Raw genomic sequence first — 17,411 nt, 5'->3', positions numbered from 1 at the left:
GGCAAACCATGGCGAACCAAGGGCAGAGCGCCGATCGTGGTCTCGAGGGGCTGACTGCCGCTGCCAAGAGTGCTGCCGGTGCCGAGGGTACCAAAAAAGGGTTACCTCCGGTGCATCTGTGGAATCCGCCGTTTTGCGGCGATCTCGACATTCGAATCGCGTCCGATGGTACGTGGTTCTACATGGGAACGCCAATCGGGCGTCACGCCCTCGTGCGCCTGTTCTCGACCATCCTGAAGCGCGAGGGCGACAAGCATTTCCTGGTGACGCCGGTGGAGAAGGTCGGCATCCGCGTCGACGACGCGCCGTTCATGGCGGTCGAAATGCTCAAGGCGGGCGAGGACAACCATCGCGTGCTGAGCTTCCGCACCAATGTCGACGACTGGGTGACCTGCGACGCCGCGCACCGGCTGCGCTTCGAGCAGGCGGCGGACGGCGGGCTGACGCCGTATCTGCACGTCCGCGCCGATCTCTGGGCCAAGGTGACCCGCGCGCTCTACTACGATCTGGTTGACATGGGCGAGGAGCGGATGGTCGATGGCCAGCCGATGTTCGGCGTCGAGTCGGCCGGCGAATTCTTCGCCATGGCCGACGCGGAGCAGGTGAGGGCCGCGCTTTGAACAAGCCTATTCTGAAGAGCGGCCCCGTTACGACCGGCGCGGCGGATTTCTTCGCCCGCTCGCGGGCCCGGCTCGGCTTCGACGTGCCGCCCGGCCTCTTCGACCCCAACATCATCCCGGCCTCGGGCGATCCCGGCACCGACAAGATGCTGGAGATCATCGCGCGCGAGCAGCCGGTACGCCCCGCGGCGGTGCTGATCGCCGTGGTCGATCGTCCCGAGCCGACCATCCTGCTGACGCAGCGTTCGGCCCATCTCAACGACCATGCCGGCCAGATCGCCTTTCCCGGCGGCAAGATCGACGCGACCGACTCGTCGCCGCTCGATGCGGCGCTGCGCGAGGCCGAGGAGGAGGTCGGCCTGTCCAGGGACTTCGTCGAGCCGATCGGCTATCTCGATCTCTACGGCACCGGCTTCGGCTTCCGCATCCTGCCGACGGTCGCGAAAGTGCGGCCCGGCTTTGCGCTCACCATCAACCATTCGGAGGTTGATGACGCGTTCGAGGTGCCGCTATCCTTTCTGATGAACCCGGCGAACCACCAGCTGCACAGCAAGGAATTCCGCGGCATGGAGCGCTTCTACTACGCCATGCCGTTCGCGGAGCGCTACATCTGGGGTGCGACGGCCGGGATGCTGCGTGTGCTGTATGAGCGGATCTACTCGTCATGATCCGGCCGGTCCTGACCGAGTTCGGAATCTTCCTCATCCCTTTTGCCGTCTATGCGCTGTTCCTGGCCGCCACCCGGTCCGGCCTGTTCGCGCGATCGTCCTGGCCGGTCACCATCGTCGCCCGCCTCGCCCTGGTCGCGCTGGCGCTCGTGATCGCCGGCCTGATCGGCCTTGCGCATTTCTCCGGCGGCGGACCGGAGTCGACCTACATTCCCGCCCATATCGACAACGGCAAGTTCGTGCCGGGCACGGAAAAATAGGGGCTGGGCGATGAGTGCGGAGCCGATCCTTGCACCGATCCTTGCCGATGCGCCCTGGTTGACGGCAGGCGGCACCGCGCGCGTCCTGCAACTGCTCAACGCGGACGGCGAGGAGGCGCGCGTGGTCGGCGGCGCCGTGCGCAACGCGCTGCTCGGCCTCGTGCCCGGCGACATCGACATCGCGACCACCGCCCTGCCGGACGAAGTCGTGCGGCGCGCCAAGGCGGCCGGCATCAAGAGCGTGCCGACCGGCATCGACCACGGCACCGTCACGCTCGTCATCGACAGCCTGCCCTACGAGGTCACGACGCTGCGCGAGGACACCGAGACCTTCGGCCGCAAGGCGAAGGTCGCGTTCGGCCGCGACTGGGTCAAGGACGCCGAGCGGCGCGACTTCACCATGAACGGCCTGTCGGTCGATGCCGCAGGCAACGTGCACGACTATGTCGGCGGGATCGCGGATGCCAGGGCGCGCCGCGTGCGTTTCATCGGCGATCCCGACCAGCGCATCGCCGAGGATTATTTGCGCATCCTGCGCTTCTTCCGCATCCACGCCGCCTTCGGTGCCGGCGATCCCGACCGCGACGGCTCTCTCGCCTGCATCCGCGGACGCGCGGGGCTCGCCAGCCTGTCGGCCGAGCGTGTGCGCATGGAGATGCTGAAGTTGCTGGTCGCAGGCGGCGCCTCCGCGGCCGCGCTGGCGATGGCCGACGGCGGATTGCTGCAGGCGCTGATCGGCGGCGTCGCCTATACCGGGCCGCTCGAAGCGATGATCGCGATCGAGCGCGAGCTCGGCCTGTCCGCCAGCGCCACGCGGCGCCTCGCCGCGCTGACGGTGGCCGTCACGGAAGACGCCAAGCGCGTCGCGACGCGCCTGCGGCTCTCCAATGCCGAGGCCAAGGCGCTGGATTCGATGGGCCATCGCTGGTGGCGCTTCGCCGCGATGGACGAGGCCCATGCACGGCGCTTGCTCTACCGGCTCGGCCCCGAGCGCTATCACGATCGCGCGTTGCTCGGCTGGGCGCGGGCCGCAGGCGAGATGCATTCGCCGCGCTGGCGCGCGCTCGCCGAGCTGCCGCAGCGCTGGACTGCGCCGAAATTCCCGCTGAAGGCCGCCGACTTCATCGCGCGCGGTCTCGCCGAAGGGCCCGCGCTCGGACATGTGTTGACACTCGCCGAGGACGCCTGGCTTGCGGCGGATTTTCCCCTGGAGGAAGCCGCGCTCGCTTCCATCGCCGATCAGGCTGCGGCACGCGTCAGCCGCGACGGGAAAACGTGACCATCGCTTCAGGCTTCGCCGACAGTTGATGGTGTTGTTTGCAGACTTGCGCAGCGCGTCGGGTCCGCGCCCGGCGGAAAGTCCGATTATGGGTCGCTGTGGTTCGTTCCCATGCGATATTGCGTCGGTGAGCAGCCGAAGTGAGCGCGGAAGCGGCGATTGAAGTAGGTCACTTCATTGAAGCCGCAGGCGAAAGCGATGTCACTCACCTTCGTGTCGTCGTAGCGAACGTCCGACAGCATCGCCCGCGCCTTCTGCAGGCGCAGTTCAAGAACGCGCTCCGAGAATGTCGCGCCGCCTTCGAGCAGCAGATCGCTTGCATAGCGACGCGACAGATGAAGGGCATCCGCGATGGTCGTGATCGACAGAGACGGCTCGGCGAAGCGCTTCTCGATGATCGCGATCAGCTCGCGCTGCCGCGCGGCGCGTAAGCCGCGTTCCGCCGCAACCTCCGCGACCTCACCGCGCGCGCCGAGCGCCAGCACGATCAGATCCCCGAGCATGGCCTGCGCGTGACGTGTCAACGCCTGGTCTTCGCAGACCTCATCGGCATCAAGGAGAAAATCGATGGTGCGCTCGAGATGTCGTACCGCCGGATTGGCCGGGTCGAGCAACATGGCCGGACGGTTGTCGGCATGCGGAACGAGCTTCAGAATTTGCGCACGAGGTATGGACGCCAGATTCCAGGCTGTGAGGCCGTTCGTAAAGCTCGAGACCGGTTGGGCGACGTTGAAGGCGACCACGCTTCCCTGTTTCAGCTCAACCCCCTGGTTTCCCACCGTCCATAATTGCGGTTGAGGGCTGCGATAAAAGCCGACGAGAATATCGTCGCGATCATTGGTCACGTGCTTGCGCGTGCGCACGTAATGCCCTGTCGTCGTGGCAAACCGGCTGACGCTCAACTCGCCGAGCAGAACATTCGTCGACGCGGTGTAGAATGGCTGGTCCTCGGCATGCTTCATGTCCGCATTGCCGAGCTGCTCCATCCATATGTCGTGCCACAGGCGGAATCGGGCTCTGTCATTCAGATGTGATGGAAGCTGGTCCGATGAAAATTCAATCTTCGGCATATCCGTCCAAAATCCTCGCGCGCCGGCTCCATTCGTATCATGACCGCGGTGAGAAAGGCATCCACCTACCTTTCCACCAAGCTGCCGCAAAAGCGGACAGTCATGCATCTCAGGTCAAGTTCAGCGCCGGACAGGTCAAGCCTGCGGCGGCCGACCGTTGCGCCCAGACAACATTCACCGGCGATCCCGCTGCCGTGCCGTTTCGATCAACTCCGGCACCTTCGCGGACAAGACGACCCGGGCGCGACCCGCTAGTGATTCCGAACGAGGGACTCGCTGGGAATGCCAAACATGAGAAAATTGATCGCGGCCGGATTTGCCGTTTCAGCCATGATGCTGTCGCCGGCATCGGCTGCCGACCTGCCGGTGAAGGCAAAGCCCGTTCCCGTCTATGACTGGACCGGATTTTATGCCGGTGTGAACGTTGGCTATGGCTGGGCCGATCGAGACCTGAGTTTTGCCCCGAACGATGACGCTACCCGTTCCTTGTCTGTTTCTGACGGCATCCCGCCAGCAGCGTCGTTCAAGACGTCGGGTGCGCTCGGCGGATTGCAGTTCGGCTACAACCGACAGCTCGGCACGGGCTGGCTTGTCGGCCTTGAGGCCGATTTCAACTGGTCCGGCGTCAAAGGCTCAGGCGTCAGTTCCGGTGTCATGCCCCCGGTGCCCATTCCAGGCCCATACTCGGCCCCCTTTGACGAGCGGATCGACTGGTTCGGCACGGTGCGGGCCCGCCTCGGCTACCTGCCGACCAGCACGCTGTTGACCTATGTCACCGGTGGTCTGGCCTATGGTCAGGTCACGCGCAGCGGAAGTTACATCAACGATAGTACCGTTCGTTTCACAGAGAATGGACTGCCCGACAACAGCGGCTTCACATGCGCGAGCGGCGCCACCTGCTTTTCCGGCGTGTCGCGCGACGTAACTGCGGGATGGACCGTGGGCGGTGGATTTGAATACGCTCTCGGAGAGCGCACGACCCTCAAGGCCGAATATCTCTATGTAAGCCTTGCCGGGAAGAAAATCACCGAAACGGCTTTGGCGGTCTTCATTCCCGGCGATACGCCGGCCTCGATCAGCGCCAATGTCGGTCGCGCCACCTTCAGCACCGCGCGGTGCTGGTGCCGCTGGTCGGCGCCGAGCCGGTGGTGCCGATCATCGCGATCTCCGCAATGCTGACCAATGCGAGCCGTGCTGTTGCCTATCTCCGCTATGCCGACCGCCGCCGTGCGCTGATCGTGCTCGCCTGCGCGGCGCTGACGACCGCGCTCGGCGCCTACGGCTACACGCGCCTCACCAATGCCGGCGCCGCGCTGGTGATCGGCAGCATGCTGATCCTGAGCGTGCCGCTGCGCCGCGTGCTGCGTCGGCGTCAGGTCAGGATCGGCGACACTGGACTCGCCGCCGGCTCGGTGGGCTACGGCGTGCTGGTCGGCGGCACGTCAGGTTCGGGCGTGATCCTGCTCTCGCTGCTGATGGCCGCGGGCCTCGAGGGCGCCGCGGTGATCGCCACCGACGCGCTGATCTCGCTCGGCACCGGCCTCATCAAGATCTCCGTGTTCGGCCTCGCCGGCGTGGTGACCGCGCAGGTGCTCGCTTTCGCGCTCCTGATCGGTGGCATCGCGATCCCCGGTGCCTTCCTCGCCAAGGCCTTCGTCGAGCGGATGCCGGTGCACATCCACGCCGCGATCCTCGATGTCGCTGTCATCACCGGCGGGCTGGTGATGATCACGGCGGCGGCGAAGCAACTGATCGCGTAGGTGATGCCGGCATAATCGCGACAAGCTTGACTTCAGCTGACACTTTGTCATTTGTTCAACTACAAGCTGTGGGTCAAGCCATGATCGGATCACGCCTGATATTCTTCTTCGTGCTCGTCGTCGCGATGGCCGGCGGGGCCGAGGTCAAAAGCCAAACCGCCGACAGTCAGCGGCCAAGACTTGCCGAGCGACTGGCCGCAGAGATCGCGCATGAGATGGACGTGCGCGGGACCAGGATGCCGCCCAACACACCGGTCGCGTTTGAATCCGCGACGTCCCACGATCAGGTCGTGGAATTGAGGTGGGTGACAAGAGATCCGTCCCTCTTTTCGGCCTTCAGGAATGGCTTCAACAGCGAGCGGGTCCGCGTAACCAAAGCCACGCGCTACTGCACCGAACGCAATATGGCCGCGATGGCGCAGGGCGTCGTGATCCACGAAATCCTGACGCCCTCCGACGGCAGCGAGCCGCTCGACTACAGGATTGATATGTCCGTGTGCGAGGTGTTGCCGAAACTGCAGCCCGCTGATCCTGCCACGCTTGTGGAACTGGCCAGGAAAGTCGCCAGCGCCGAGGAAGCACGAAAAGCACGGCCGAGTGGATGGTTTCGTCTTGACCAGGCGGCCGCCCACGACGGCGTGGTCGAGGAAAGCTATACAATACGAGACGCGGCCGCCATGAATGCCATGCTTGCAGATCGTGCTCACCACGAGGGCGTCCAGAAGGATTATTTTTGTCCCACGTTTCGTGCGGAAATATTCCGCGGGGTCACGCTACATCTGGTCTACGTGTCGCCGGATGGCAGGCCGGTGTACGATTTCGCAATCAGCCGGTCCAATTGCTGATGCGAGGCGCTTGACGCGACGAAGGTGCCGGCTCACCGCAAGCACGGTCACGTGAATTCCTGATCGCTCAGATGCGGCGCGAAACTCGCCGGCGCGAGTATTCGCAAACGTCGTCTTGCGAGCCTGAGGCGGAAGGCGCCGCGCGCTAGCCACGGGCTGACAAAGCAAGTCCGGCCCCGGCCTGGCCGTCGTCAGCTTTCTCTTCGTCGTCATCTCGACCATCCCCGGGCGAATGCCGCGTGGGGCAAGCGGCTCGCTAAATTGCCGCGCAAACCGCTGGAAGATGCTAACCTCACCCACCCAATAGCGTGGCCCGTACGGGGGGACTCATGCAGCGGCGGGAATTCATCCGATATCTCGGCGCTTTTGGCGCTGCAGCAGGATCGACATTGTTCGGTCGGCACTCGAGCGCACAGCCGGCGCGAAAACGTCCGCTCATCGCATGGGCGGGAGCTCCGCCTCCGGGGGTGACGTTGCCCCAATTCATCGTGGACCTGGCCTTCGGCAATTTCGTCAGGGGGCTCTCCGAGTTCGGCTACGAGCAAGGCCGTAACGTCGATATCGTTCGGCGAACGGACGTCTTCCCCGACCGGCTACCATCGATGGAGGAGATGGTGGCTCTGCTCAAGCCCGATATCATCGTTGTGCCTGCGACACTGGAAGCCGTCGCGGCCCGGAACGCAACTTCGACAATACCGATTGTCTGTCCCGCGCTGGCCGATGCGGTGCATCTCGGCTTGATTGCCAGCGAAGCTCGCCCGGGAGGAAATGTCACGGGCATCGAGCCCTACATCGCGGGTCTGCCGACCAAGCAAATTGAACTCGCGCGCGAGATCGCGCCGAAGTCACGGCGCATCGGGCTCCTGACCAACATGAACGATCCCAAAGGTCCGCCGCAAGTCAGGGATTTGCGGGCAGCCTGTGGGGCCTTGAGCCTCGGCGTGGTCGAAGCCGATGCCAGTGCGGCGAAGGACATTCCGAATGCGCTCGCGGCGCTGGCAAACGAAGGGGTCGATGTCGCCGTTGTCCTTCAGACCAACCTGCTGCTCAACATGAGCGAGCAGATCGGCGCTATCGCTCTCGAAAAGCGGCTGCCGACCGTCTTCGGCTATCGCGAGCACATCATGCACGGCGGCCTTGTGAGCTATGGCGTTGACTTGCGCTGGTGCTATCGGCGCGCCGGCTATTTCGTGGACAAGATCCTGAAGGGCGCCCGCCCGGGCGATCTTCCCATCGAATTTCCCAGCAAGCTGTGGTTGGCCGTCAATCTCAAGACGGCAAGGGCTCTAGACCTGGATGTGCCGGCAGCGCTTCTCGCCCGCACCGACGAAGTGATCGAGTGAGGACGCTGGAAGCCCCCCGGGGGCCGGATCACCATGAGACCGCGGCCGCAGTTCGCTATCGCAGCTTGCCGAGCCACAGCGCGGTGAGCGTCGCGCGATTGCTCACGCCGAACTTGCCGTAGATCGACTTGACGTGGAAGTGGGTGGTGTTCGGACTCTGGTCGAGCTTCTGCGCGATCTGCTTTTCCGTGTGCCCGTCGAGCAGGGCGAGCAATACCTTGCGTTCGGCGGGCGTCAGGGACGCGTTGGCGATGAGCAGGCCGTGGCTGAGCAGTTGTTGCCGTTGAAACCATCTCAAGCCGCGCATCACGAAGCCCAGGAGCTGGGCATCCTGCGCCGTGAAGCGGGGGGCCTGCGCATCGCGAAACACGAACAGGCGAACCCTCACGTCGTCATTGAGCGCAATGCGCACGGAAATGCTGTCGGCGAAGCCGACATCCAGATAGTGCCGCCGATAGTGCTCGCCCTCGAACCACGCCGGCGGCAGCGCTTCGAACAGCAGGCGGACTCGGAACGGCTCGTCTCCCGCCATGGAGATGATCTGGGACAAATCGACGTTGTCGGACCAGAGCTTGTCGTATTGCTTCTGCACGGACGCCGCGACGGCCGGTATCGGGTCCAGCACCCGGACGAGGCGCGGACGCCAGCCGAGCAAGGGATCGGCCCGCTTCGGCGAAGGCAACCGCACCAGCACGCCCCATAGCGCATTGCGTGCCGACAACATCGTGCACAGTGCGGACAGCAGGTGCGTCAGCGCGGCATCGACGTTGCCGACCGAGAAGTCGGCGAGTTGATCCCAGAGTGCGTAGATTTCTTGATTGTGCGGATTGGTGGGATCCGTGGAGAGATGCATGTCATTACCAAAGCATGTGCGGGCCGTGGACCTGCGCGAACATTCATAAGCGACGACAGGCCACCTTTCTAGGTAGTTCTCAGATGTATCGCGCGACGCCATAGTCAGCATGGGTGCTGGGAGGGTCGGTCCTCTCGCCGTAGCGATATTGAGAGAGATCAACGATGCGCACAGCAATGAGCGCGCGCCGGCTCGCTATGCCCGGTGGCGTGAATAGGCGATGGTTTCCCGGCTTTTTCATCACGCTGCCATGCGCAGCTCTGATTTTGCTCGCTGCCTTTGCGCTGCTGCAACCGACCGAGGTGTCGATCCGCCCCACCGGTCCGATGCCGGGCGTCAACGTTCCCTGACCGGAGCGTTCTTCAACGCATTTCGTTCGTTTTGAAATTCGATTTGCATTGGACATTTCATGATCAAGAGCGCCGCCGATCAGGCATTCCTGCTCGTTGCGATTTCAGTCTCCCTTGGAGCGTGCTTCGTCTGGGCTTTTTGGGAGATCGAAGACGGTCGCAGACATCGGCGGCAGATGCGCGAGCTCGTGCGAGACGCGCGTCGCTCGATGGCAGGCCGGTAGTCCGCTGGAAGCCGTCATGCGGGCTCTCGTCGCCGCCGTTATCGCAAACGCTCTCATGCGGGCGTTTCCCGCATCGTCGCTGCGGGCCGAGCTGCTCAAGCAGACCGTGCTGCTGTGCGGAGCCATCCTGTTCGTGTGGCTGCTGTCGCTGACATCGGGGTTGGATCTCAGCGCCGGATTCTTCTAGCCGGCAGGGATCGGCGATGGGCACCTTGTATCGATCATGGAGGAATGTGAGCACAGGTCTGGCCAAGCTGCTAGGATATGCTCCCTGGGCTGGCGGGGCGCGTGCGCGTGTGCCGACGATATAGGCGATCAAGCAGCAGGATGTCTGGTGATGAATCCTCAACAGCAGCCAAGCGCCTCGGTCTACGCCATTGTCCTGAAGCTTTCCTCTGAGTTCACCGCGCAAATCGCTCGTCCCGGTGTCGGAGCCGTCGTGATGAAGGCGGTCAGCGCCGGTCGCGCCCCGACGGTTCAGGAATTGGTGGCCTTGGGACAAACAGAAGATTTCGCGCGACTGTTCTCCGAGCGGCTTGGATATCTGGTGCGGTTGCAGCGAGCCAGCATCCTGCGTGCGGCCGGGCCTTTCGAGGGCCTGAAAGAAGGCATGTACCTCTGCAACGCCACGGACGAACGTGAGGCCCGGCGCGTTTTGGAGGAGGACCCGCTGTACAAGGCGGGGTTCATTGATAGGGAATTCACAGTACGCCGGTGGCTGATCGCGATCTGATCAAATGCGACAGTGAGAGAGCTGCCTTCCTCACTTTCAGCCGAGCAACGCTCCTGATGGACGCAGGACTGACCTCAGCGGATCTCCGGCCATGACCGCAAGTGGACCTTGCGCGATTGTTTCACGTCTGTCGGCGGCGGGTTTGGTTTCGCGGAGCCCAGCTCGTTCCCTCGTCGAATGTCTCATTTCGGTAACAGCCAGCTTCGGTTAAGCGTCAGCGCGGCCGCCCCGCCTTGGACGGCGGGGAATATGGGAGTAGCTTTCCTTCGGGAACCCTGCCGCGGAGTTGGGGGCAATGAAAGCCTTGCAGGCCGCCTGCATCGTGGGTGTCATTGCATTCACGGGGATGCTTCATGAGGCCGGCGCAAGCACGCCAGGGGCGGGCGTGCCCGGTGCTGCGGGGGCCGTGAGCGCCGAGACGTCCGGTGCGCCTTCGTCCTCCGCCGCCATATCGGAGATACCTGCCGGACCTGGATCCCAGCCTGGAGCAACGCCCGGCGCTGCGTCCGGTCCGTCAGTGATGGCCCAGGCCAAGATCGATGACGACGCCGTCGCGACGACATCGGAAGCATTGGAGCACCGTGATACCGCGCAGCCGGTGCCGGCAATGCCCAATACATTCGATGATGCGTCCAGCCCCGCACCGGCGAGCCAGGACTTCCGCTATCTGATCTATTACGTGTGGTCCGAATATCCGCCTGCCGAGAAGCCGGCGGATATCGTCTTGAGGTCGTTCAAGGACACGCTTGTCGGCACGCCGATCGAGGAGATCAAGCGCGCCTCCGATGCTTTCGGTCTCGACTCCAATTTCATGAAAGCGGTTGCGAAGATCGAATCCGGCTTCGATCCCAAGCAACGTACCGGGTCCTATATCGGCCTGTTCCAGCTGAGCGAATATGAGTTCAGCAAGTTCGGGTCGGGGCAGATTCGCAGTCCCCGCGACAATGCTGTTGCGGCAGCGTACAAGGTCATTACCGAAGGTGTTCTGTTCGAGTGGGTGACGCGCCAGAGGCCGACCCTGAGCGATCTCTACCTGATCCATCAACAGGGCTGGGAAGGCGCCGCCGAGCACATCAGCCAACCCGATCGCATCGCCTGGAAATCCATGTGCGCCACCGGCGAGGGCAAGGAAAAAGGCGAGAGATGGTGCAAGCGTGCGATCTGGCGGAATACTCTCCCGGCCGTCAAGCAGGCGTGGAAATCGGTCGATAAGCTGACATCCGCCGCTTTCGTCGGAATGTGGCGCGCGCGGGTTGCCGAATTCTATTCGAAGTATATGGCCACGGCTGCCGCCGAAGGGGCGAAGCAATAGACCGGAGCTGGACGGCCGCGACCGCGTCCACATGCGAAGGCGGAACCTTTGTGTCGATCGAAGCTTGGTCTTGCGCAAGAGGGGTGCGATGGATCACCAAGCAATCGCAAAGCGGTATCGAGACCAGGCCGAAGAGTTTCGAGCCAAGTCGGAGCTGATGGCCGACGAAGCGACCCGCAGCCAGTACGCGAAGATTGCCGACTCCTACGATGGGCTGGCCGAGAACGAGGAGAGGCTCGTTCAGGTCAAGCGGCCCTGACCGGAAGTGGCGCCGGCTCGACCAAGAATGTTGAGGTCGAGATCCCGGCAGTGATGGCGCCCCATCGTGGATGACCCCGTGCGCACCAAGCGGCCTGAAGGCCTTCGGGGGCGTCGCAAGCTGAACTGAATTTCAACGCGCATCGGAACCTTTGCATCTAGCTCAGGTTGAATAGGTGGAGATTTGCCATCGACGGGGCGATCCCGGTCACGACGTGTCGTGCCTCGGCGCGCGGCTCGGAGTGATCAAACCTGCAATCGGCTGGGGTTCATACGGGGGACGTCATGTCGCGCCCCACCCTGCGGCTGCGCTTGCTCGCGCCGGCCATGGCCCTGATCGCTTCGATGTTCGCATCGACGATATCTCCTTCATCTTGCCAAGAGGCGATCGTCAATAGGCATGACCTATTGCGGCCGCAGGCCGGCGAGTCCGCCGGCTCGCCCTTCACGTTCACTATCAACGAGGTGCTTGCGGCGCGCGACCGCGAGCGCAGCCTCCACGTCGATGCCGTCAGTCAAATGCCGTCCGCTTCTGCGCAGGTCGTGACAGAAGAACGACCCGTCACGTCCGGATCGGGGGAGGCAGGTCGCGAGCCGTTCGGCGCCCTCTCATCGCGGGTTCCCGATGGCTTGCTGTCGCGCAGGTGGCGCGCCCTCGAAGCCGGCATCGACGATGATCGCGCCGTTCTCCAGCGCTGCCGCGCCGACCCATCAAGATGTCCAGCGAATGCCGCGCAATTCCTGCGACTCGTCAATGCCGTCAGATCGAAGTCCGGTCGCGAAAGACTCGAAGAGGCCAATCAGGGCGTCAATCTCGCCATCCGTTATGTCCGGGACATTGTCCAGTACGGTGAAATAGATCGATGGACGCCGCCGCTTGCGACCTTCGCAACCACCAAGGGCGATTGCGAGGATTACGCCATTGCGAAATACCTTGCCCTTCTCGAAGCGGGCGCCTCGCCTGATGAGCTTGCAATCATATTGGGCCGCGACCGGGACGCCGGCCTGGATCACGCCGTCCTGGCAGCCTCCATTGAGGGCCAATGGTACCTGCTGGATAATCGGCACGCGGGACTGATAAGCGCTTCGGCCGCAGTCAACTTCCTGCCGCTGATTTCATTGAATGCGGATGGTGTCCACTCACTATCTGCGTCCCCGGGAACGCTTACCCCGGCCGTCCGCTGAGATCGGGCGCCACTGGGTAGCGTAGCGCGTGGGCAATTTGCGAAAATACGGGTGGCTGAAAACCATGATGAGCATCGACGGCGTGCCAGCCGACCTTGCCCCGGACAGCATCGTTTAGGCGGTGGCGGGCCAATTGGCATTTGTGCTCGGACAAGTGGGGCACGCTCGTGAGGCTTGCTCATTTTCTCTTGCCCGGCGCAATCTGGCTCTTCCTCAGATCGGCAAACTCTCGCTTGAGCAGATCGACGACGCTTCTCACCTTGGGGAGATCCGTCATACGCTTGTGGCAGATGATCGCGAGTGGTGCGCGGAGTGAGGCCGGAAGCTGGAGCTTGAGCTCCACGAGGCCGCCCGGGCGCGTTAGGCGATGGGGAGTCTTCAGAAGGATCATCGCGCCGACGCCCGCCTGATAGGCCGCGACCTGCACGCTGTAGTCGTCAGAGGTGAAAGCGGGACGAAAGTCCAGGATCCTCGCCGCGAGTTCCGGATTCGGGCTCGTCATTTCATGCCGGCCCGCCCACGCGATCCAGTCGAGGTCGCGGAAATCGTATGTGCTGGCAATCTGCGAACGTATTCCCTGCTCGCATAGGCGCCGATCGGAACGGTAACTTCATCCACCGTGATCAGATCAGGATCATCGGAGGACTGTTTCCTGAGTGCGATGTCCGCTTCGCCGAGCGAAAGGTTCAGGCGCTCCGTGCTGGCCAGCACCTCGAGCGTGATCTGTGGATGCTTCCTCCGCAGCGTTTCCGCGAACGGCGCCAGGACATCGAAAGCGAAAGAGGGGGCCGCTGTCACACGCACGCGGCCGCTCACGGGCGAGTTCTTCGCGTCGAGTGAGCGACTGGCTTCCGTCGCCCACTGCGCCATGCCTTGAGCTGCGGGAAGCAGCCTTGTGCCGGCCTTCGCCAGGGAGATGCCCTGGTTCTTGCGAACGAAAAGCGGCTCGCCGAGTGCGTACTCCATCTCCGCAATTCTTCGGCTCAAGGTGGGCTGGCTCAGCTTGAGGCGCCGTGCCGCGCCGCTCAGGCTGCCGGCATCCGCAACCGCGAGAAAAATCCGCAAATCATTCCATTGCAGGTCCAAGTTCACCCTCCAAGTTCACTCTCCAAGTCCACTCCTGGGCTCGTGCCGGGCCATTCATTTATGTATGGCGACATAGGAATTTAGACAATTGCTATTCTAGCGGCTCACGGCAAAAGCGGCGGCAGAAATGAGGAAAAATCATGCTCCGCAAGTCTGGACTGCTTTTCATTGGCGCCCTTGCCGTCGCCGTGCTTCCCGCGTGCTCGCAGACCTCGCATCCATCGACCCCTGCCAGCCTCGGCAAGCCTGTCAGTTCATCGGCCATGGAGGCGTTGATCGATAAGCCGGGACCCATCGAGGTCAGGACGGTCGCGAGCGCGGATTGGGTCGCCGATCTATCGGGGCTGATCAATCTGAAGGATCCTCAAGCTGTCCAGGCGGGGCTTAGGGATCACGAGGAGCCAATCCACATCTACACGCATCTCGTGAAGCATCCGACGCAGGGATTCTACATGGTCGACACCGGCGTTTCGAAGCGGTTCGTCGAGGACCCCAAGAGCCTGGGAGTTGGATGGGTCGTTCGAAGCTTCGCGAAGCTCGAAAAAATGCAAGTCCGGGAAGACGCCGCGTCGGCCATCAAATCACAGGGCGGCCCGCTCAAAGGGGTGCTCATGACCCATCTTCATCTCGATCATATCTCCGGCATGCCGGACATTCCCAAGGATGTGCCGTTCTACACGGGTCCCGGAGAAGCCGCGGAAAAGAAGTTCGAGAACTTCTTCGTCGAGGGGATGGAAGACGCCTTCTTTGAGGGCAGGCCCGCCATTCGAGAGTTTCAGTTCACCAAGGACCCCGACGGAAAATTCGAAGGGGTGATCGATGTCTTCGGCGACGGTTCATTGTTCGCGATACTGACCCCCGGACACACCGCGGGCCATGTCTCTTATCTCGCGCGCACGCCGGACGGTGCGGTGCTTCTGACGGGCGACGCTTGCCATACCCGCTGGGGCTGGGAGCACGGCGTCGAACCTGGAAGCTTTACGTTCGACCGGGACGACGAGCGTAACAGCTTGCTCGCCTTGAGGTCCTTGAGTGAACGTCATCCGAAGATGGCCGTGAGACTGGGTCATCAACCCTAGGCGCGAGCCTGTGAGCCGGCTCCCGCGTACTGATGATCCCCACGCCGGATTCGTTCTCTCCTTCAGCTGTGGCCCCTCGGCGCTATCCAGCGATGTCCGCTATTGAAGTGTTGTTCAGCGAAGCGGACATCAGGAGGGCGGGAGCGGGAATGCCCCTGTCTAACCGGAATAAAGTCTAGGCCTGCCTACTCGTCGTCCTCGTCTTCGTCCTCATCCTCGTCCTCGTCGTCTTCCTCCTCCACGCGGGCGAGGGTGGCGAGCGGCAGCGTCTCGCGGAACAGGTCGCCTTCCATGCCCATCCAGACGCAGAGCACTTCCTCCGCCTTGATCTCCGCGACCGTCAGCGGCTGCCCGCCGGATTTCAGCATCACGACATCGCCGGCTTTCAATTCCATGGATTGTCCTTTCGGTTGATCGACGCGGCGCGGAAGCTAGCAGGCGGTCATGACACGCTGAAAACGGACTGCGGAAGGCCGATCGCACAGGACCGTAGGAAGGTCGCCGGACGTGCCTTACGGCCGCGGCGATGCGGGATCATCGATCGGCAGGCTTGTCGCCATGAGGGTTTGATATCCCGCCGCAGCACGCGACCTCATCCTGAGGAACCCGCGTCAGCGGGCGTCTCGAAGGATGGAAGCCGGCGAGGGCCGCTCACAAAATGGCCACTCGCAAGCCCGGCGAGGATGGCATTATGCCCCTGTTTTGCCCGACGGCGCAAACGGGTTTCGTAAAATCCGTAACCCCTTGATGTTGCAGCAGCGCGCTACTGTGCATGGGGTTGTTTTCGAAGTTTTGGTTTAGACCGGCCCGGGCACGAGCTCGGTCAGCGAGCGGATGATGCGGTCAGGCTTGACGGTCGAGCCTTCGGGCAGGCCGTCGCCATGGACGTCGATCCAGATCGCGTAGATGCCGAGGCGCTGCGGCGTCACGACTTCCCATTCCAGATTGTCGCCGATCATCCAGGTATCCGCAGGCGTGACGCCGAGCGCCTCCATGGCGTGCAGATAGGCACGCTCCTCCGGCTTGCCGAAGCCGTGCTCGCCCTCGATCTGGATGTGATCGAAGCGATGGGTCAGCTCGAAGCGCTCGACCTTGGCGCGCTGCATGTCGGCGGCGCCGTTGGTGACCAGCGCGAGCTTGACGCCGTGCGCCTTGAATGCGTCGATCGCATCATGCGCGCCGGGGAAAACGAAGATCGCTTCCTCGCGGTAGGTGGTGAAGCGGTCGGCGAGCCGGTTGGCGAGGTCGTCGGGCAGGGCGCGATGACCTTCGGCAGCGAGCGCCGCAAAGCCGCCGCGCACCGTGAGTCGCCGCGCCTCGCCGAGCTTCATGCGCCACTCAGCTCCTGCGGTCGACCAGAACTGCCGCGCATAGGCGAGCACTGTGGTTGCGACCTGTGCCGGCGGCAACGGCGCGAGTTCCTCGGCGAATTCTTCCGCGATCGTGTTCCAGGCGATCTCCGGCCGGCCATAGGCCGACAGGATGGTGTCGTCCATGTCGATCAGCATGGCGCGCGGCAGCGGCTTGATTGCGCTCATGGCCATTTCACCTCCGGCGGCAGCGACGACAGGATGGAGTCCACATTGCCGCCGGTCTTGAGCCCGAAGATGGTGCCGCGGTCGTAGAGCAGGTTGAACTCGACATAGCGCCCGCGCCGGATCAGTTGCTCCTCGCGGTCGGCGTCCGTCCAGGCGCTGGCGAAATTGCGCCGGACGATGTCAGGGTAGATCTTCAGGAAGGCGCGGCCGACATCCTTGGTGAAGGCGAGGTCGGCGTCCCAGTCGCCGCTGTCGTGCCAGTCGTAGAAGATGCCGCCGATCCCGCGCGCTTCTTTCCGGTGCGGCAGGTAGAAATACTCGTCGCACCATTTCTTGTACTTGTCGTAGTCGGCAATGCCGTTCGGCTGCTCGCAGGCGCCCTTCATCGCGGCGTGGAAAGCGAGGGTGTCGGCATCCTCCTGCGTGCGCCGGCGGTTGAGCACCGGCGTGAGATCGGCGCCGCCGCCGAACCAGGCTTTTGTCGTCACGACGAAGCGCGTGTTCATGTGCACGGCCGGCACGTGCGGATTGCGCAGGTGTGCGATCAGCGAGATGCCGGAGGCCCAGAACCGCGGGTCTTCCGCAGCGCCCGGGATCTGCGCGCGAAACTCGGGCGCGAACTCGCCGTGCACGGTCGAGCAGTGCACGCCGACCTTCTCGAACAGGCGGCCGGACATCATCGACATCACGCCGCCGCCGCCCGCGGCGCCCGTGTGGTCGGTGCGCTGCCAGGGCGTGCGCTTGAAGCGGCCGGCCTCGAGGGGATAGAGGCCTTGTGGCGCGTCGTCCTCGAGCCGTTCGAAGCTCGCGCAGATGTCGTCGCGCAAGGCTTCGAACCAGGCGCGGGCGCGGGACTTGCGGTCTTCGATTGTCGAGGCGTCCATCATTCTATTCCCGAACGAACCTGCCGTAGGGTGGGCAAAGGCGCCCTTGCGCCGTGCCCACCAT

Annotated in this window: 22 protein-coding genes and 1 pseudogene; 15 read left to right on the top strand and 8 right to left on the bottom strand. The window is 63.4% G+C overall.

Annotated elements, in window-relative coordinates:
* Positions 1-8: 8 nt before the first annotated feature.
* From A7X65_RS29930 to A7X65_RS29915, 4 genes are read left to right on the top strand one after another with little or no spacing between them, the layout of a single operon-like run.
* On the top strand, positions 9-620 hold the full coding sequence (locus A7X65_RS29930) for a DUF1285 domain-containing protein (protein ID WP_063692092.1): 612 nt from the start codon (positions 9-11) through the stop codon (positions 618-620).
* Positions 617-1,288 (top strand): CoA pyrophosphatase, encoded by a 672-nt coding sequence (locus tag A7X65_RS29925; protein WP_063692090.1) that lies wholly within the window; start codon positions 617-619, stop codon positions 1,286-1,288. Before A7X65_RS29930 ends, A7X65_RS29925 begins: the two co-directional genes overlap by 4 nt.
* Positions 1,285-1,548: a DUF6111 family protein gene (locus tag A7X65_RS29920; RefSeq protein WP_063692089.1), complete on the top strand. Its 264-nt coding sequence runs from the start codon at positions 1,285-1,287 to the stop codon at positions 1,546-1,548. The genes A7X65_RS29925 and A7X65_RS29920 overlap by 4 nt, the downstream gene beginning before the upstream one ends.
* 10 nt (positions 1,549-1,558) lie before the next feature.
* On the top strand, positions 1,559-2,827 hold the full coding sequence (locus tag A7X65_RS29915; protein WP_063692087.1) for a CCA tRNA nucleotidyltransferase: 1,269 nt from the start codon (positions 1,559-1,561) through the stop codon (positions 2,825-2,827).
* 86 nt (positions 2,828-2,913) lie between these two features.
* Here A7X65_RS29915 and A7X65_RS29910 read toward each other — a convergent pair whose 3' ends face one another.
* Positions 2,914-3,813 carry a helix-turn-helix domain-containing protein gene (locus tag A7X65_RS29910; RefSeq protein WP_063692085.1) on the bottom strand — a complete coding sequence of 300 codons (900 nt, stop codon included), beginning with the start codon at positions 3,811-3,813 and terminating at the stop codon, positions 2,914-2,916.
* A gap of 366 nt (positions 3,814-4,179) precedes the next feature.
* Between A7X65_RS29910 and A7X65_RS29905 the strand changes: the two genes are divergently transcribed.
* The 4 genes and pseudogenes from A7X65_RS29905 (at position 4,180) to A7X65_RS29890 (ending at position 7,845) form a co-directional block, all read left to right on the top strand.
* Positions 4,180-5,076, top strand: a complete 897-nt coding sequence (locus tag A7X65_RS29905; RefSeq protein WP_156528210.1) for an outer membrane beta-barrel protein — start codon at positions 4,180-4,182, stop codon at positions 5,074-5,076.
* A pseudogene (locus A7X65_RS29900) lies at positions 5,013-5,657 on the top strand (TSUP family transporter); the annotation flags it as partial. The gene A7X65_RS29905 and the pseudogene A7X65_RS29900, both read left to right, overlap by 64 nt.
* Positions 5,658-5,737: 80 nt before the next feature.
* Positions 5,738-6,502, top strand: coding sequence for a hypothetical protein (locus A7X65_RS29895; protein ID WP_063692080.1), 765 nt, complete (start codon positions 5,738-5,740; stop codon positions 6,500-6,502).
* 329 nt (positions 6,503-6,831) lie between these two features.
* Positions 6,832-7,845, top strand: coding sequence for an ABC transporter substrate-binding protein (locus tag A7X65_RS29890; protein WP_167358300.1), 1,014 nt, complete (start codon positions 6,832-6,834; stop codon positions 7,843-7,845).
* A 55-nt stretch (positions 7,846-7,900) separates the two neighbouring features.
* Here A7X65_RS29890 and A7X65_RS29885 read toward each other — a convergent pair whose 3' ends face one another.
* Positions 7,901-8,698 carry a helix-turn-helix transcriptional regulator gene (locus tag A7X65_RS29885; RefSeq protein ID WP_063692077.1) on the bottom strand — a complete coding sequence of 266 codons (798 nt, stop codon included), beginning with the start codon at positions 8,696-8,698 and terminating at the stop codon, positions 7,901-7,903.
* Between the two features lie 79 nt (positions 8,699-8,777).
* Positions 8,778-9,104 (bottom strand): hypothetical protein, encoded by a 327-nt coding sequence (locus tag A7X65_RS42135; RefSeq protein WP_145667808.1) that lies wholly within the window; start codon positions 9,102-9,104, stop codon positions 8,778-8,780.
* A gap of 3 nt (positions 9,105-9,107) precedes the next feature.
* On the opposite strand from A7X65_RS42135, the gene A7X65_RS42835 reads away from it, so the two are divergent.
* The 6 genes from A7X65_RS42835 (at position 9,108) to A7X65_RS29860 (ending at position 12,760) form a co-directional block, all read left to right on the top strand.
* A complete protein-coding gene (locus A7X65_RS42835; RefSeq protein ID WP_167358299.1) occupies positions 9,108-9,272 on the top strand; it encodes a hypothetical protein in 165 nt (54 codons plus the stop codon).
* Between the two features lie 16 nt (positions 9,273-9,288).
* Positions 9,289-9,459, top strand: a complete 171-nt coding sequence (locus A7X65_RS29880; protein WP_145667810.1) for a response regulator — start codon at positions 9,289-9,291, stop codon at positions 9,457-9,459.
* A 150-nt stretch (positions 9,460-9,609) separates the two neighbouring features.
* The gene (locus A7X65_RS29875; protein ID WP_063692075.1) at positions 9,610-10,005 is read left to right on the top strand and encodes a YciI family protein; all 396 of its coding nucleotides are present in this window, start codon (positions 9,610-9,612) and stop codon (positions 10,003-10,005) included.
* 295 nt (positions 10,006-10,300) lie between these two features.
* A complete protein-coding gene (locus A7X65_RS29870) occupies positions 10,301-11,317 on the top strand; it encodes a lysozyme family protein (protein ID WP_245323937.1) in 1,017 nt (338 codons plus the stop codon).
* 88 nt (positions 11,318-11,405) lie between these two features.
* On the top strand, positions 11,406-11,576 hold the full coding sequence (locus tag A7X65_RS29865) for a hypothetical protein (protein ID WP_156528207.1): 171 nt from the start codon (positions 11,406-11,408) through the stop codon (positions 11,574-11,576).
* Positions 11,577-11,860: 284 nt separating this feature from the next.
* A complete protein-coding gene (locus tag A7X65_RS29860; RefSeq protein WP_063692071.1) occupies positions 11,861-12,760 on the top strand; it encodes a transglutaminase-like cysteine peptidase in 900 nt (299 codons plus the stop codon).
* A 178-nt stretch (positions 12,761-12,938) separates the two neighbouring features.
* On the opposite strand, the gene A7X65_RS43655 is transcribed toward A7X65_RS29860, so the two are convergent.
* Both A7X65_RS43655 and A7X65_RS43650 read right to left on the bottom strand, forming a co-directional pair.
* Positions 12,939-13,262 (bottom strand): LysR substrate-binding domain-containing protein, encoded by a 324-nt coding sequence (locus tag A7X65_RS43655; protein WP_283806181.1) that lies wholly within the window; start codon positions 13,260-13,262, stop codon positions 12,939-12,941.
* Positions 13,259-13,846: a LysR family transcriptional regulator gene (locus A7X65_RS43650; protein WP_167358298.1), complete on the bottom strand. Its 588-nt coding sequence runs from the start codon at positions 13,844-13,846 to the stop codon at positions 13,259-13,261. The genes A7X65_RS43655 and A7X65_RS43650 overlap by 4 nt, the downstream gene beginning before the upstream one ends.
* A gap of 140 nt (positions 13,847-13,986) precedes the next feature.
* Between A7X65_RS43650 and A7X65_RS29850 the strand changes: the two genes are divergently transcribed.
* Positions 13,987-14,925, top strand: a complete 939-nt coding sequence (locus A7X65_RS29850; protein WP_063692069.1) for an MBL fold metallo-hydrolase — start codon at positions 13,987-13,989, stop codon at positions 14,923-14,925.
* A gap of 185 nt (positions 14,926-15,110) precedes the next feature.
* Here the strand turns inward: A7X65_RS29850 and A7X65_RS29845 are convergent, their stop codons facing one another.
* From A7X65_RS29845 to hemF, 3 genes are all read right to left on the bottom strand, one after another.
* Entirely contained in the window at positions 15,111-15,320 is a 210-nt protein-coding gene (locus tag A7X65_RS29845) for a YodC family protein (RefSeq protein WP_063692066.1), read from the bottom strand.
* A gap of 402 nt (positions 15,321-15,722) precedes the next feature.
* Positions 15,723-16,469, bottom strand: coding sequence for an HAD family hydrolase (locus tag A7X65_RS29840; protein ID WP_156528205.1), 747 nt, complete (start codon positions 16,467-16,469; stop codon positions 15,723-15,725).
* Positions 16,460-17,347: an oxygen-dependent coproporphyrinogen oxidase gene (hemF, locus tag A7X65_RS29835; protein WP_063692606.1), complete on the bottom strand. Its 888-nt coding sequence runs from the start codon at positions 17,345-17,347 to the stop codon at positions 16,460-16,462. Before hemF ends, A7X65_RS29840 begins: the two co-directional genes overlap by 10 nt.
* Positions 17,348-17,411: the final 64 nt, after the last annotated feature.

Source organism: Bradyrhizobium stylosanthis, from assembly GCF_001641335.1.
Classification (GTDB): Bacteria; Pseudomonadota; Alphaproteobacteria; order Rhizobiales; family Xanthobacteraceae; genus Bradyrhizobium; species Bradyrhizobium stylosanthis.
Note: the sequence above shows the minus strand (reverse complement) of the source record. Positions and strands in the feature narration are given on the sequence as shown.